This window comes from Nocardia wallacei, assembly GCF_029869545.1.
GTDB classification, from domain to species: Bacteria; Actinomycetota; Actinomycetes; order Mycobacteriales; family Mycobacteriaceae; genus Nocardia; species Nocardia wallacei_A.
The window spans coordinates 68,468-83,555 of the sequence record NZ_JARWQD010000106.1; the positions used below are offsets into that span (position 1 = coordinate 68,468).

At 67.1% G+C, this 15,088-nt stretch carries 15 protein-coding genes; 8 read left to right on the plus strand and 7 right to left on the minus strand.

What is annotated here, in order from left to right:
- Positions 1-8: 8 nt before the first annotated feature.
- Positions 9-1,538: a nitrate/nitrite transporter gene (locus QH290_RS07235; protein WP_425303562.1), complete on the minus strand. Its 1,530-nt coding sequence runs from the start codon at positions 1,536-1,538 to the stop codon at positions 9-11.
- 289 nt (positions 1,539-1,827) lie between these two features.
- A complete protein-coding gene (locus QH290_RS07240) occupies positions 1,828-3,096 on the minus strand; it encodes an MFS transporter (RefSeq protein WP_425303563.1) in 1,269 nt (422 codons plus the stop codon).
- A gap of 65 nt (positions 3,097-3,161) precedes the next feature.
- Here QH290_RS07240 and QH290_RS07245 point away from each other — a divergent pair, with 65 nt between their 5' ends.
- The 3 genes from QH290_RS07245 (at position 3,162) to QH290_RS07255 (ending at position 6,575) form a co-directional block, all read left to right on the plus strand.
- Positions 3,162-3,830: a FadR/GntR family transcriptional regulator gene (locus QH290_RS07245; protein ID WP_280268215.1), complete on the plus strand. Its 669-nt coding sequence runs from the start codon at positions 3,162-3,164 to the stop codon at positions 3,828-3,830.
- Positions 3,831-4,018: 188 nt separating this feature from the next.
- Positions 4,019-5,503, plus strand: coding sequence for an MFS transporter (locus tag QH290_RS07250; protein WP_280382318.1), 1,485 nt, complete (start codon positions 4,019-4,021; stop codon positions 5,501-5,503).
- A gap of 493 nt (positions 5,504-5,996) precedes the next feature.
- Complete coding sequence (locus tag QH290_RS07255) at positions 5,997-6,575, plus strand: hypothetical protein (RefSeq protein ID WP_280268213.1); 579 nt, start codon at positions 5,997-5,999, stop codon at positions 6,573-6,575.
- 14 nt (positions 6,576-6,589) lie between these two features.
- Here the strand turns inward: QH290_RS07255 and QH290_RS07260 are convergent, their stop codons facing one another.
- Both QH290_RS07260 and QH290_RS07265 read right to left on the minus strand, forming a co-directional pair.
- Positions 6,590-8,584 carry a hypothetical protein gene (locus QH290_RS07260; RefSeq protein WP_280382319.1) on the minus strand — a complete coding sequence of 665 codons (1,995 nt, stop codon included), beginning with the start codon at positions 8,582-8,584 and terminating at the stop codon, positions 6,590-6,592.
- A 37-nt stretch (positions 8,585-8,621) separates the two neighbouring features.
- Positions 8,622-9,662 (minus strand): ATP-grasp domain-containing protein, encoded by a 1,041-nt coding sequence (locus QH290_RS07265; protein ID WP_425301827.1) that lies wholly within the window; start codon positions 9,660-9,662, stop codon positions 8,622-8,624.
- Positions 9,663-10,379: 717 nt separating this feature from the next.
- Between QH290_RS07265 and QH290_RS07270 the strand changes: the two genes are divergently transcribed.
- The 5 genes from QH290_RS07270 (at position 10,380) to QH290_RS07290 (ending at position 13,111) form a co-directional block, all read left to right on the plus strand.
- Positions 10,380-10,712: an anti-sigma factor gene (locus QH290_RS07270; RefSeq protein ID WP_280268210.1), complete on the plus strand. Its 333-nt coding sequence runs from the start codon at positions 10,380-10,382 to the stop codon at positions 10,710-10,712.
- Entirely contained in the window at positions 10,709-11,527 is an 819-nt protein-coding gene (locus QH290_RS07275; RefSeq protein ID WP_280382320.1) for an RNA polymerase sigma factor SigF, read from the plus strand. Before QH290_RS07270 ends, QH290_RS07275 begins: the two co-directional genes overlap by 4 nt.
- Positions 11,528-11,597: 70 nt before the next feature.
- The gene (locus tag QH290_RS07280) at positions 11,598-12,296 is read left to right on the plus strand and encodes a PAS and ANTAR domain-containing protein (RefSeq protein ID WP_280382321.1); all 699 of its coding nucleotides are present in this window, start codon (positions 11,598-11,600) and stop codon (positions 12,294-12,296) included.
- A 76-nt stretch (positions 12,297-12,372) separates the two neighbouring features.
- Entirely contained in the window at positions 12,373-12,684 is a 312-nt protein-coding gene (locus tag QH290_RS07285; RefSeq protein ID WP_280268207.1) for a hypothetical protein, read from the plus strand.
- A 142-nt stretch (positions 12,685-12,826) separates the two neighbouring features.
- A complete protein-coding gene (locus QH290_RS07290; protein ID WP_280267501.1) occupies positions 12,827-13,111 on the plus strand; it encodes a hypothetical protein in 285 nt (94 codons plus the stop codon).
- Between the two features lie 21 nt (positions 13,112-13,132).
- Here QH290_RS07290 and QH290_RS07295 read toward each other — a convergent pair whose 3' ends face one another.
- The 3 genes from QH290_RS07295 to QH290_RS07305 all read right to left on the minus strand — a co-directional run bounded on the left by QH290_RS07295 (position 13,133) and on the right by QH290_RS07305 (position 15,035).
- On the minus strand, positions 13,133-13,336 hold the full coding sequence (locus QH290_RS07295; RefSeq protein WP_280382322.1) for a hypothetical protein: 204 nt from the start codon (positions 13,334-13,336) through the stop codon (positions 13,133-13,135).
- Positions 13,337-13,500: 164 nt separating this feature from the next.
- Positions 13,501-14,247 (minus strand): GAF and ANTAR domain-containing protein, encoded by a 747-nt coding sequence (locus QH290_RS07300; protein ID WP_280267503.1) that lies wholly within the window; start codon positions 14,245-14,247, stop codon positions 13,501-13,503.
- Between the two features lie 20 nt (positions 14,248-14,267).
- Positions 14,268-15,035 carry an ANTAR domain-containing protein gene (locus QH290_RS07305; RefSeq protein WP_280382323.1) on the minus strand — a complete coding sequence of 256 codons (768 nt, stop codon included), beginning with the start codon at positions 15,033-15,035 and terminating at the stop codon, positions 14,268-14,270.
- Positions 15,036-15,088: the final 53 nt, after the last annotated feature.

Genomic DNA, 15,088 nt, shown 5'->3' on the forward strand with positions numbered 1-15,088 from the left:
GGTTCTGGTCAGGCTCTGGGCCGACGGTTGGTGGACCGGGAGCCGTTGCCCGGCAGGCTGTTTCCGGATTCCAGCTCGGCCTCGAGCACGAACGACTCGGCCTCGACGACGACATCGGGCTCCGGGCGCCGCCGGGCGCTCGGACGGCGCAGGAACACGGCCCAGCACACCGCGGCGCAGATCAGGTAGAAGACCATGAACACCCAGAACGCGGTGGTCGCGGACTTGGTGGAGGCGTAGGAGGAGCGCAGCACCAGGTTGATGCCGACGCCGCCGAGGGCACCGATCGCGCCGACGACACCGATCAGCGCGCCCGAGGTGTTCTGCGACCAGGCCGCCCGGCTGGCCGAATCCCCCGGCAGGCTGCGCGATTTCGCGTCGAACACCGACGGGATGATCTTGGTGACCGCCCCGTTGCCGACACCCGAGACCACGAACAGCGCGATGAATCCGGCCACCAGCACCGCCATCACACCGCCGGTCGGCACATGATCGTTGCCGTCGGCGGCGGCGCTGGCCCCGGCCACCGCGATCGCGGCCACCGTCATCGCGAAGAAGGTGTACAGCGTGACCTTGCTGCCGCCGATGCGGTCGGCCCACTTGCCGCCGTACGGGCGGGCCAGCGATCCGAGCAGCGGTCCGATGAACGCGATCGCCGCGGCGTGCAGCGCGGCGTCGGCGGGCTTGCCGCCGCCGGCGACGAAGCTGATCTGCAGCACCTGGCCGAACGCGAAGCTGTAGCCGATGAAGGAGCCGAACGTACCGATGTAGAGAAACGCGATCGCCCACGACTGCGGCACCTTCAGCGCGGTCACCATGTAGGACAGGTCCGCCTTCTGATTGCGCACGTTGTCCATGTACAGCGCCGCCCCGACGGCCGCGACCACGATCAGCAGCAGGTACACCGCGCAGACCAGCGAGGCATTGCCGTAGGCGTTGCCGAGGGCGGCGATGACGGCCAGGCCGATCAGCTGGATCACCGGCACGCCGATGTTGCCACCGCCGGCGTTCAGGCCGAGTGCCCAGCCCTTGAGGCGCTGCGGATAGAAGACGTTGATATTGGACATCGATGAGGCGAAGTTGCCGCCACCCAGGCCCGCGAACGCCGCCACGATCAGGAACGTCGTGTACGAGGTGCCCGGCTGGTTGATGAAATACAGCGTCAGCAGGGTCGGCACCAGCAGCGCGAGCGCGGAGAAGATGGTCCAGTTGCGCCCGCCGAACTTGGCGGTGGCGACGGTGTAGGGGATCCGCAGCACGCCGCCGACCAGCGTCGGCACCGCGCCCAGGAAGAATTTCCCGGCCGTGTCGATGTGGAACACGTCGGTGGGCATGAACAGCACCATCACCGACCAGATCGACCACACCGAGAACCCGATGTGCTCGGCGAACACCGACCAGATCAGATTGCGGCGCGCGATGTACTTACCGCCGGACTCCCAGGCGTCGACATCCTCGGCATCCCAATGTTCAATGTGACGTGCACTCGCCTTCGCTCGTGCAAGCGCTCTCCAGTGGTTGCGCGTCAGCGTGCTCAAAGGGCCTCCTGAATTGCGGGATGGCCCCAAGGTAGGAAACCGGTATTGCGCCGATGCTGCGCGAAATGACCGTCAAATCAACGGTTGCTCACGATTACCCGTGCGAACCCGTGAGAACCGGGTGAATGTTTCGTGCGTGTGACACAACGGTTTCCGTGCGTCAAAAACAGCCCACCCATCGACAACCGACCGGTGAGGTCAACGGCGGCAAGTGTTTTGGCACACACTCGCTTGCCGATGGCCAACATCTTGGCCCACACCTCACCGGTCGGCAAGTCCTACGGTGAAATCAGGCTTGTCCCGGCGCGCTTTCGGCAGGGACCCAGGTGTCTTCCAACATCCGCGGCTTGCACGCCTGCCACGCCCCCGTCAGCAGCACCAGCACCGCGATCACGAGCAGCGCGAACGGCGCGCCCCAGCCGCCGGTCAGGTCGTGCAGCACGCCGAACAGCAGCGGGCCCACGCATGCCACCGTGTAGCCGACGCCCTGGGTGAACCCGGACAGCGCCGCCGATCCGGCCTGCGTGCGGGTGCGCAGATTGATCAGCGTCAGCGCCATCGGGAACGTGCTCGGACCCAGCCCCAGCAGGATCACCCACAGCCACGGCGCGCCCATGGGTGCCGTCAGCAGCCCGGCGAAGGCCACGAAAAAGGCGATGGCACAACCGATCACGATCGGGAACGGATTGCTCACCCGCGCGGTGATGCTGGGCGCGGTGAGCGCGGCGGCCAGCCCGACGAAGGAGAAGACACCGACCATGGTGCCGCCGAACGCCGCCGACGCACCCGCGTCGGTGAGGATCTTGGGCAGCCAGGTGAACATGGCGTAGGTGGTCAGCGAGGTCATGCCGAACATTCCGGCCATCCCCCACGCCACCGGCGAGCGCCACACCTTGCCCGCGGTGTGCTGTTCGGACGGCAGCGCGGTCTTGTCCGCCCGGTCCCGCCCGCGGCGATCGCGCAACACGCCCAGCCAGGGCAGCGCGGCCGCGAAGCCCAGCAGCGACCACAGCCCGAGCGAGACCCGCCAGCCCGCGGAGTCGGCGGCCGGCACCGCGATCACGGCCGGAACCACCGTGCCCAGCTGCACCATGGTGATGTACAGCGAGCTCAGCACCGCCAGATGATCGGCGAAGTACCGCTTGACCAGCGGCGGGATCACCACGTTGCCGATGCCCATACCGGCCAGCGCCAGCGCCGAGAGCACCAGCAGCTCCCACGTGTCGGGCACCGCGGCGCGCGCCAGCTGGCCGACACCGGCCATCAGCATCGCCACCAGCGCGGTGCGCTCGAGGCCCAGCCGCCGCACGAAGATCGGGGTCAGCACGCCCGCGAAGGCGAACATTGCGGTCGGGATCATGCCGAAGACGCCGACCACCGCGGTCGAATAGCCGATATCGGCGCCGATCCGCTCGGCCAGCGGGGTGAACGCGGTAACCGCCAGACGCAGCGTGAACGCCGACATGAGGATGGCGGCGAACACGAGCAGCCGCCCCTCGATCAGGGAGCGGCGGCGATGCTGGACCTCGATATCGGTCTGCTCAACGGTTACTGTCACGTAAAAATCATAGGATGATTGGGTGATAGGACGCAAAGAATGTGAGCAGGGGTACTCTGTTCTGCGTGCAACCCGTCCGTCGCACCAGCCTCATCGCTCAGGTCACCGAGCAGCTGCGTGCCGAAATCCGTTCCGGCCGTTGGCCCGTCGGCTCCCGCATCCCCACGGAACCGGAGCTGACCGAGCTCACCGGCACCGGCCGCAATACCGTCCGTGAGGCCGTGCAGGCATTGGTGCACGCCGGCATGCTGGAGCGCCGCCAAGGCTCCGGCACCTACGTGATCGCGACCTCCGACCTCGGCGGCACCCTCGCCAAGTACTTCGCCGACGCCGTCGAGCGCGACATCCTCGAGCTGCGCCAGGCCCTGGACACCCAGGCCGCCCGGCTGGCGGCGCAGCGCCGCGACGATGCCGACATCGCCAACCTGCTGCGGTTGCTAGAGGAGCGCCGGCAGGCGTGGGACGAGAACAACCCCACCGCCATCGAGGCCGATGTGGAACTGCATCGCGCGATCGTGGTCGCCAGCCACAACGCGGTCTATCTGGAATTCTACGATTCGCTGCTGCAGACGATCGAACAGGGCATCCGTTCCCGCACAGCCAAATCCGGCGACTCCTACCACGCCGAACACGCCGATCTGGTGCACGCGGTGATCGACGGCGATCCCGAGCGCGCCGCGCGGGCGGCGAACTGTTTTCTCGGCTCGCTCATCGCCGAATATCCGGACAAGTAAACGAGTCGTCACCGCCGCGCCGACGGGCGGGTGAGGGGGAATTGCCCGGCCCGTCACCGGGCGCGACGTGTGTGTAACGCCACATTCGTACCGTGGACCCGACCGCAGGGGTCCACGGCCGCCGGCGCACAGCCCGGCCGGGGGATCTCCTCGATGAGGGCGGTCGTCCCTTCGTGAGAGGAGCGCCGATGACGACCACCGACGCGGCAGTACACACCGGCCAGGACACGCCCGCCTTCCGCCACCAGGCCCGCGGCCGCTGGCTCGAGCATTGGGAACCCGACAACGAAACCTTTTGGGAGAGTGGCGGAAAGCGGACGGCGCGCAAGAACCTGATCTTCTCGGTATTCGCCGAGAACCTCGGCTTCAGCATCTGGGTGATCTGGGGCAGCATCGTCACCGCCATGGGCGCCGCGGGATTCGAATTCCTCGACGGACTGGGCCGGGGCAATCCGGTGGCCGTGAGCAATGCCCTGCTGCTCACCTCCACCCCGACGCTGGTCGGTTCCGTGCTGCGGGTGCCCTACACCTTCGCGATCCCCCGATTCGGCGGGCGCGCCTTCACCGTCTTCAGCGCGGGCATGCTGCTCGCGCCCACCCTCGGCGTCGCCTATTTCATCAACCAGCCGGGCACGCCGATGTGGGTGTTCCTGATCCTCGCCGCGCTGGCCGGGGTCGGCGGGGGCAACTTCTCCTCGTCCATGGCCAATATCAACTTCTTCTTCCCCGAGGGCAAGAAGGGCGCCGCGCTGGGCATCAACGCCGCGGGCGGCAATATGGGCGTGGCGCAGACCCAGCTGGTCGTGCCGCTGATCATCACGCTCGGCACGCACCTGATGGCCAAGGATCCCGGCGGCTATCGGTTCGGCATCACGCTCGCGGTGCTCGTGTGGGTGCCGTTCATCCTCGCCGCGATGTTCGGCGCGCTGCGCTATATGGACAGCATCAGCTCCGCCAAATCCGACGGCCGGTCCTACCGGTTCGCGATGGCGAATCGGCACACCTGGGTGATGGCCTTCCTCTACATCGGCACCTTCGGCTCGTTCATCGGCTTCTCCTTCGCCTTCCCCACGCTGCTCAAGGCCAACTTCCCGGACCTGGCCAAGATCGGGTGGATGAGCACGCTCGGCAATCTCGCCTTCCTCGGCGCCTTCGTCGGCTCGTTCAGCCGCCCGTTCGGCGGCTGGATCTCCGACAAGCTGACCGGCGCCCGCATCACGCTCTACGTCTTCGGCGGCATGGCGGTGGCGACCGTCCTGATCATGGCGGCCCTGTCGGCGAAAAGCTTTCCGCTGTACCTGATCTCGTTCCTGCTGCTGTTCGTGCTGACCGGCATCGGCAACGGGTCGACCTACCGGATGATCCCGTCGATCTTCATCGCCGAAACCAAGCGCCGGGCCAGCGAGGCGGGTGAGGACACTGCCTCTGCGCTGATCTCGGCGAAGCGACAGGCGGGCGCGGCGATCGGCGTGATCGGTGCGGTCGGCGCCTCGGGCGGCTGGCTGCTGCAGCAGGCACTGCGCTTGTCCAACAACAACTTCGGCAGCATGACGCCGGCCTTCTGGGCCTACGCCGTGGCGTTCCTCGCGATGGCCGCGGTGACATGGTGGTTCTACCTGCGCTCGTCGTTCGCGGTGCGCCGCGCGCCGTCATTGGCCTACGCGAACGTGTAACGCCCTGCGGCCCAGCACAGATGATCTAGCAAGCGTCACTTTCTGTGCCACCGACCGATCCGGCCCTGACCAAGCCGGATCCCCCGGGCACGGTCGCCGTCGTCCCCCCTGCCGTCGGCGACCGTGCTCCCCCGCCTCCGCATTTCGCGCACAAATGTGACGCGAGTCCCATTTCGGCTATGACTCGCCTCATAGTTTGAGACGGTGCGTCGGCATCGAAATCCACCCTCGACAGGCGGCCGACCTGCGGAATAGGTGGTCGAGTAGGGCAATCCAGCAGCTACCCTCTAATAGTTACCTCAACGTTATCTCATAGAGATCTTCGCTATCGTGCAGTGACCGGCCCGGATCGAATCAAATCGGGCCGCCCCGATCGCCGCCGCCGTACCCGCCTGCGAAATCGGGTTCCGAAGTCCGATGGGCGGGGGCGAACGCCGGGCGGCACGGAGCACAGCGATAGCCCATGAAACTTCGTAGAAAACCCCTTCTTGCCATGGCCGCCACGGCTGCGGTGCTGATGAGTCCCGCGACCACCGGCGTGGCGCTGGCCTTCGTGGTCTCCGGCTCGGCGGGCGACCACGCCTCGGCGACACAGCCGCGTCCCGCCGCGGACGACAGGTATGCGGATACCACGATGGCGGACCTCCTGCCGCACGGTGTCGAGGGCCCGCAGCAGCACCTGGACCCCAACCCCGATCAGTGGAAGAACGCCCGCGCCATCGTCGGCGTCGTCCGCGAGCGCGGCCTGCCCGCCTACGCGGCGGTGCTGTCGCTGGCGACCGCCCTGCAGGAGTCGACGCTGCGCAATGTCGACGTCGCGGTGGACCACGACTCGCTCGGCCTGTTCCAGCAGCGCCCGTCGATGGGCTGGGGTACACCCCAGCAGTTGACCGACCCCGCCTACGCGACCCGCGCCTTCCTGGACGCGGTGTCCGAGCACGCGCCCAACTACCAGTCCGTCCCGCTGTGGCAGGCCGCGCAGGCCACGCAGCGATCCGCGTACCCGACGCTGTACGCCAAGTGGCAGGAGCAGGCCGCGCAGATGGTGCTACAGATCCTGCACGAGGGATGACCGCCGCGCGGCACTCACGCCCCGGGCGTCTCCGCCAGCCGGTCCGCGCCCCAGCTGCGGTGGATGTAGCCGATGACGCGGTCGAGTTCGGCGCGGTCGACGCGGGCCAGTTCGCCCGGCTCGAGGGGGTCGAAGTGGAAGATGTAGAGGCGAGAGGCGAACTGCTCGAACGGAAGTGATGCCTCGCCGAATCGTTCGCCGTGTCCGGCGGTGCCGACGACGACGCCGTCTCCCCAGTCCTGGCCGCTGTCGTTGTTGGGGTTGTAGAAGTAGACCCGCATCGTCTCCTGGGGGTCGAGCGAGACCCGCAGGATGGTGATCGCGTGCCAGCCGACGAAGCGCGCGGCGCTGTCGGTGACGGCTATACCGGCCGGCTGGGGGTGGATCAGCGGCTGGTTGCCATTGTAGAGGGGGTGGTAGCTCGCGTAGAAGTGCCGGAGGAATTCGTCGAGCTCGGTCAGGTTGCCGGTGGCCACGTCGACGTTGATGCGGAATCCGCGGCCGGACCACCAGCCGTGGAATTCGGGGTTGATCCACCGGTGCGGATCACCGTCGCGGCCGACGCAGCGGCGGCCCATCTCCGCGTAGATGCGATCCAGGTGCGGGACCACCAGCAGCGACACCGGATCCAGATCGAACGGCAGCGCGGCGGCGACGCCACCGGCGCTGTCTTGCGAGGAGATCGGCTCGCCCTCGAAGTGCATGACGATCTCGTCGTCCCGCGCGGCCCACGCCACGATCTGCAGCAGGTAATCGGGGTCGTTGTAGGCCCACATCGACAGGGCCCGCGCCGACTGGCAGGTGGGGTTGTCGCCCTGGCCGACGCCGAGGGGCTGGCCCAGCATCGACAGGGTGCCCGCGAGTAGACGGGCGCGCGGCGCCGGCGCGGACCCGAACACCCCGATCAAGCGCTGCGCGGATAGGGCCGACACCGGCAGCGCCAGCTGCCGCCACAGGGCGGGGGCGACCGGCGGCTGATAGAGAATGCCCCGCTCCAGCATCAGCGCGAGCCCGTAGACGCACTGCGCGGTCTCGACGTGGACGGCCTCGTCGATCAGGCCGCGCACCAGGTCGTGATAGCACAGCAGGCAGTCGCGTCCGGTGCTGGACAGTCCCAGCGCCTCGGCGAGCAGGTACTCACCCTTGTGCAGCAGGAAGCGCAGCAGGACCGCGTGATAGGGCGAGACGAGCCCGGTGTCGTGCATCGATCGCGCGAAACCCGTTGCCTCGTACTGCAATGCGCCCTCGTCCATGGACTCCAGTCGGGTGCGGTACACGTCCACTCCCGGATCCTCCCGGCACGCGTCGGTGGTGGCGTACAGGCTGCTGATCAGCCGGTCCGCGCCGAGACCGCTGGCACCGAGGTCGATCTCGGGGTTGCTGCGGGCGACGGAGATCTGCGTGATCATCCGCTTGACCGAGTCGACCTGAATGGGGCGCTGCCGCAGGATGCGCCAGATCTCGTCGACGAGATGCTCGAGCACCTTCTCGTATCCCACCTCCTCGACGAGGTGGTGGAGCAGTTCCCGCGGCACCTGGGCCATTCGACCCTGCCGGGCGCGTTCGGCCTCGCCCGGAGCCGTCAGCAGCAGGGACAGGTTGATCGCCAGGACCTGCGACAGATGATGACGCGCCTGCTCGGCAGAGATCGACGGATGCGCGTAATCCCCCTTCGCGACGGCCAGCAGGCGCAGGTCGCTGACCGCCTCGAGCACCACCGTGTCGGCGTTGTCGCTGCGCAGCGAACCGGCACTCAGCGCCGGGATCAGGATCTGCGGGTAGGCCCAGTCGGTGCCGAGGAACAGGCCCGCCGCCTCCAGCCGTTCGGCGCGGGCCCGCACCGCGGCGCAGCCGCCGGGCAGCAACAGCACCCGCCGCAGCGTCTCCAGGACGCGCCCCAGTTTGACCTGCTTGCCGAAATCGCTTGCGGCCGTGAGTGATTGCGTGGCGTCGTCCAGGGTTGCCAGACGCCTTTCCAGGGTTGCACTGTCGCCACTGAGTGGACTCACTCAGGATCCTCCCCGTGAGCCGTAGCCGTCGCACGGACTAGATGTAGAAGTCAAGCTCTTCCTGCCGTTTCAGCAGATCGCGCAGAGTGTACGGGTCCTCACCGAAGAAGTACAGCAGTCCCCAGTGGTTACCGAACGCCGTTCGTTTGGTGACCTTCTCCGCCAGGGGCGGGTTGAGTTCGTGCGAATCGAAATAGTCGTGATCCTCGGTCTCCTCGGGCAGCGACAACCGGCTGACCACGCGCCGCCGCGGATAGACCCCGAAGCTGCCCGCATGCCCTCGCGCATCCACCACCTCCTTCGGGAAGAAGTCGACGATTTCGTCCTCCGTGGTCTTCGGGTCGAAGGCGAGCACGAGCCCGTGGTAGGCGTTGAACCCGTACGTGCGCTCCAGCAACTCGAAGACATTGAATCCGGGCGGCCGATAGGCCACCTCGCCGAAATACATCTCGCCGTCACTGGTGACGAAATACTCGGGGTGAACGAATCCGAATTCGATATCGAACGTCTTGACCAGCTTCTCGACCTGGCGGGTTATCTCCGGGCGATACTGCTCGAGTTCGGGCGTGGCGGGCACGAAGACCGAATATCCGAGCGTGACGTATTCGGATATGTTGAGGAAGCGGATCTTTCCGTCGTGGACCCACGCCTCCACCGCAAATTCCCACCCGTCCAGATGAGACTCCATCAACACCGGAAAATCCTCGTCCGGAATGGCATCGATCTCATCGGGCGTCCGGATGACGCGATGACCCAGGCAGCCCGCCTTGTCGAATGCCTTGATGTGGATAGGGTCGTTCGGGTCGCCGTCGAGCTTGAGCAGGGTCTGGTTGACCCGCTTGAGGAAGCGGATGACGTCGTCGCGCTCGTGCGCCTCCTCGAAGATCCCCACCCGGATGCCGCCGAGCTGTGCGCGGCGCTTCATCAGCGACTTGTCCCGCAGCAGCATCGCCTGGCCCAGCAGCCGCGGGTTGTCCAGCAGCACCGAGTTGATCGCACCGGCCCACTCCACGGTCTCCTCGAAGATCGGGATCGCGACGTCCACACCTCGATCCCGCAGTGTCTCGGCGATCTCCATCGACCTGTCGTTGAGCCGCTCGAAATTCCAGGGGATATAGGGGATATCATGCTCGGCGCAATATTCCTTCGCCCACTCCGGTGCGACCACCACATACCGGCGGTCGAACCGATCCACGGCCTCGACCGCCTTCAGGCTCCAGCCCAGCAGTGCGATATAACCCTTCTCCGGGTTCCGGCTCCGCGATTCGTGAGTTGAAAATGACAAGCTTCTCCCCTTTCACGCCCGGCCAGTTCATGTATCCAGTGGGCGCAAATTACACACTGCAGACTGTACGACAGCCGGGAAATACTCGGTTCGAAGTATCGGTAATTCCATGATATTGCGCCACCGTCATTACCAACGAGTACCCGGCACGGCCGACCGTCAAACCGAACGGTAATTGTCCTATTGTCGACAATTGATACGCCTCCGAAATTGCGGGGGCACACCGCGGCCGTCCACCGCCGCCCGGCACGTGTCGGACGCCACACGGCGACAGGCATCGGCTACGATCACTGCTGCCTCACGGTCCAGCAACCGGCCGCTGAGTAGGTCGGCGCACTGATGCGCCGGTTCAGATGATCGGAGGCGGTGGTGTCGGCGCGTACCGGCAGCGCCCGGGTTGTCTCATGCCCGAGCGGCGAAGCTCATATGGCGATTTCCCCCACGGCGCGGGCCCGCACGATCGGTGTGCAGGTCGGCGCCTGTTTCGAAGAACTGAGCATGTTGCGGTCGGTGACCGAGACAATCGCTCTCCTCGCGGACTTCGGGATCGACGAGGTCACCGATATCCGCCTCGCCACCGAGGAGGTCGCCACCGCTCTGGTGCGCGACGCCGTCCCCGGTTCGGAACTCGACTGCTCCTTCAGATACGACGGCGCCGCGATGGACGTCCTGGTATCGGCCGTCACCGGCTCGGGCGCCCGTCCGGACCCCGACGACATCGGCTGGCACATCGTCTCGGCACTCACCGACACGCTCGAATTCTTTGTCGGCCCTTACGATTACGGACTCGGCGGATACCCCACGGTCGCAGAGTTCCACTGGACACGCGGCGGTGCGCGATGAGCGGAGACACCTTCGGAACCACCTTGGACAGCCCCGACGAGCCCGTCTCCGACGATGGCTTCGGTTTCGTCGACGCGCTGTTCATCGAGATCGGCGGGCTCCATCTCGACGATCCGCGACGCCGGTCACTGCGCAACGAGGTCATCACCCGCTGTCTCCCGGTGGCCGAGCGCATCGCGGGCAAGTTCGTCGGCCGCGGTGAAAACTACGAGGATCTCCTGCAGATCGCCCGCGTCGGACTCGTGGCCGCCGTCGATCGGTTCGACCCCGATCACGGCACCGCATTCCTCGGTTTCGCGGTGCCGACCATCATGGGAGAACTGCGGCGGCACTTCCGTGATCACACCTGGGCCGTGCGGGTTCCCCGGCGACTCAAAGAGATTCAGAGCAGGCTGGGTCCGGCGACCGATGCGCTGACCCAGCGGCTGGGGCGATCACCCGCGGCACGCGAGATCGCCGCAGAGCTCGGTGTGGACCTCGCCGAGGTCACCCAGGCGCTGATCGCGCGCAACGCCTACCACGCGTCGTCCATCGATGCCGGTACCGAAGTCGACGACGGCAGGTCGGCTCCCCGGTCTTTACTGGACATCCTCGGCGATGTGGAGCCGCGATATGGAAATATCGACGACTACCTGGCGATCGGCCCGCTGTTGGCTGCCCTGTCCGACCGCGAGCGCCAGGTGCTGGTCATGCGGTTCCGGGATTCGATGTCCCAGCAGGAGATCGCGGACCGGCTCGGTTGTTCCCAGATGCAGATCTCGCGCGTCCTGACGAAGACACTGCGGGTCCTGCGCGACCAGGCCTGCCGGGAATGACCGTGCGCACCAAGTCGTCTCGACCCTCGAGATGATCCCGATCGACACCGGCAGAACGGATACCGACGCAATGATCGATGGCGAACACCTCGACCCGCAGCTGGTGACCGCGCTCGGCAGCGTGCTCGGCAACGAGCCGTGCGACAACGCGGGCGAGTTCCGGTTCACGCTCGCCGACCAGCGGTGGGAATGGTCGGACGAGGTGGCCCGGCTGTTCGGGTACGAACCGGGCACGATCGAGCCGACGACCGAACTCCTGCTGTCCCACCAGCACCCGGACGATCGAGCCGACCTCGAGGCGGTCATCGAGAAGGTCATCGAAGGGCACGAACCGTTCTGCGGGCGGCAGCGGATAATCGACACCGCGGGCGCGACCCGCGAGGTGATCGTCATCGCCGACTACGAATCCGACGACCACGGAACAGTCACCGGCACCACGGGCTATTACGTCGATCTCACCGATGCCCTCGAAGAGGAGCGCAACGACATCATCAACGACCTGCTCCCCGAGGTGATCGCCAGCCGGGCCCCGATCGAACAGGCCAAGGGGGTGCTCGCACTGGTGTACGGGCTCAACGCAGAACAGGCGTTCGCGGTGTTGAAATGGCGCTCACACCACACCAATACCAAGATCCGGGCGCTCTCGGCCAGGCTGGTGAAGGAGGCGAACGCCATCGACCCGAACGGCGGCGGATTGCGCAACCGGTTCGACCATGTGCTGCTCACCGTGCACGAACGGGTCCAACCCGGCGACGGCGCCGAGGAGTAGACGATCGCCTGTCGGCGGGCATAACCGTCGAAGGGCCGGGTACGCGATCGATACCCAGCAATGTTCAGGAGTTCCCATGAGCATCGTCATCGGTCTGACGGCCGTGGGCGCCGCCGTCATCCTCGGCATCGTCGGGGTGCTGACCGACGGGCCGTTCCTGTTCGGCATCGTCGTCGGCGCGGTCGGTGCGGCCGGTCTGGCGCTGCTGTCGACCGCCCTGCGGCCCGCCGCACGCCCCACCGACTCCGCCGCCCACGATCCGAACCGGTCGCCCGACGACTCCGCGTTGAGCCGCGACCGCCGCGAGCACGCCGGTGGTTCGCGGCACATCCGCACCCATCCGAGCTGGCGGGATCGACTCGAGCTACCACGCCGTCGGCGCAACTGATATCGCGTCGAAACACCCGGTGCCCCACGGCCATACGGGAAACGATCACCACCGATTCGCGGCGCCCGTGCGGTACCGTAGGTGCGCCGGTCTCCGGCGCCCGCGGCTCGGCCGCGGATCCTCGGCGATCCCAGGAGGGGCGATGACCGACGATCGTGCGGCGGTCTTCGCCGACCATTGCCAGCGCCTGATTCAGGATCTGAACAGTGTTGCGCTGCAACTGCGGACGGTGGACGAGCGCCTGAAAGACGGCACCGTCACCGACGAGGAGGCGCGTGCGGCGCGTGAGACGGTATCGACGACGATCCGGCGGTTGGAAACCTACATTCGTGAGGCGGGCATCACCATGCTCGACCTCACGACGGGCTGGGACGTCGACACCGATGCCGACGGGCCCGGCACGGCGCGCAGAAAGCCTTGGCGGTAGCCGTATTTCGTGCGAGCCGGTTCACGGTGTGCGTGACGGCGGCGCCTCTCGGACGAGGGCCAGCACCGCCGCGCTCGCGTCGCGGACCAGTAGATCCAGATCCTCGAGTGTCCCGGCGATGGCCTCGCGGACGGCATGATTGTCGGCGGGCGTGGCGTGTCCGTTGTCGACCACCACGTGTAGCGCGTTCAGTTGCAACCCGACATCGAACAGGTGCCGCACCAAGCGGTCGCTCGCTGCTACGAATTCCGGTGTTTCACAACTTCTTTCGAAGGTGGCGGCCGGACGGGCCGCCGCGGGCGAGGTGTCGATGATGCTGCTCCAAGGGTCGGCGGGTACGCCTTGATTCGACTACCAGGGTCCGGAGCAGCGGCAAGGTGCCGACCAGATTACTCCGTGTCGTCCGGCCGCGCCGCAACCACGATGGTGTCCAGCTCGACGGTGCGCTCGACCACGGCGAGTGCGAGCTCGGCCAGCCGATGGTTGGTGTCGCGTGCGTACTTGCGGAGCCGCTGGAACGCCATGTCCATGTCGAGGTTTCCGCGTTCGGCGAGCATTCCCTTGGCCTGCTCGATGACCACCCGGCTGTTGAGCGCGCGATTGAGCTGCTCGTTCACCGCCAGCGAGTCCGCCAGGATGCGGGCGTGCAGGATCCCGATCGTCGCGACGTCGGCGAGCGCCTGCGCGATGTGCAGGTCGTCGGCGCCCAGTGTGCCGGGGCGGGTGGTGAACAGATTGAGCGCCCCGATCCGGTCGGCGCGCAGCCGCATGGGAAGCGCGCAGACCCCGCGAAAGCCCTGTCGCAGAGCATATTCGACGAACTGCGGCCACCGGTCGCCGACGGCGTCGAGATCCTCGACCAAGACCTGCTCGCCGGTGCGGAACGCCTGCAGGCACGGACCCGCGGCGGCCTGGATCTGCAGCAGTTCGAGCAGCCGCATCTCCTCGGAGGTGGACGCCAGCACCTGCAACTCACCGCGGCCGTCGGCCAGCAGCAGGCCCGCGGCGTCGGCGTGCAGCAGATCGACCGAGGTGTCGACCAGCTCCTGCGTCAGGTCCACCGGGTCGTAATCGGCGACCAGGGTGTCGACCAGACGCACCAACGCCGCAGTCAGCGCGGTTTCTCGGCCTGCCATCTCAATTCACCCTTCTCGTGTCAGATCGGATCGGGCTCGGCGCGCCGATGCCGATCGGGTTGCGCGTCCGGCGGGAAGCGCAAGCGGCGGGCGACGACATCCGCGGCGACGTCCGCGAGCGTGCGCTCGGTACTGAACGCGTACCCCACCAGCCGGGAATATGCGACCGCGGCGCTGCAGTCCAGCTGCACCGCGATCATCCCGGTCGCCTGATGGATCTCGCGGGCCGCCAGCGACTGCTCCCACCATGGTCCCAGCTCCCTGTCGGTGAAGCCGACCGCGTCGTCCACCGGGGTGGTCAGGGTGGTCAGCAGGATCGTGGTGATCACGGTGGCCACCTGGGTCGCGTCGCTGTACGCCTCGACGTCCCGCACGACCCGGTCCGCACCGAGCAGGTCGAGAAATCCGACCCGGATCGCGCCGACCCGCAGCGGGAGGGAACATACCGGACTCGTCACGGTGAACCGATTCCACTGCGCGAGCAACGGCCACCTCCCGGCCGCGATCATCTCGGCGAAGTCGCGAACACGGACCGACGCCCCGGCGGCATGGGCATCGGGGCCGGGTCCCTCACCGGTGGCGGCCTGGGCGTCGGCGAAACGCGCGGCGGTGTCCCCGGCCGCACCCAGAACCTCCCAGCGCCCGCCCGGCATCGCCAGCGTGATGGCCGCCTGCGCCACCGGCAGCACGCGAACACACGCGTCGCACAGCCGATTGTTCGACGCCGCGTTCCGGCCGTCGCCCGCCTCGCGCAGCGCGATCACGAACCGGGTCGCCGCGGTGGTCATCCGGAACCACCGGACGAACACCGTCGATCGGCCATCGTGCTCTGCTCCTGTCC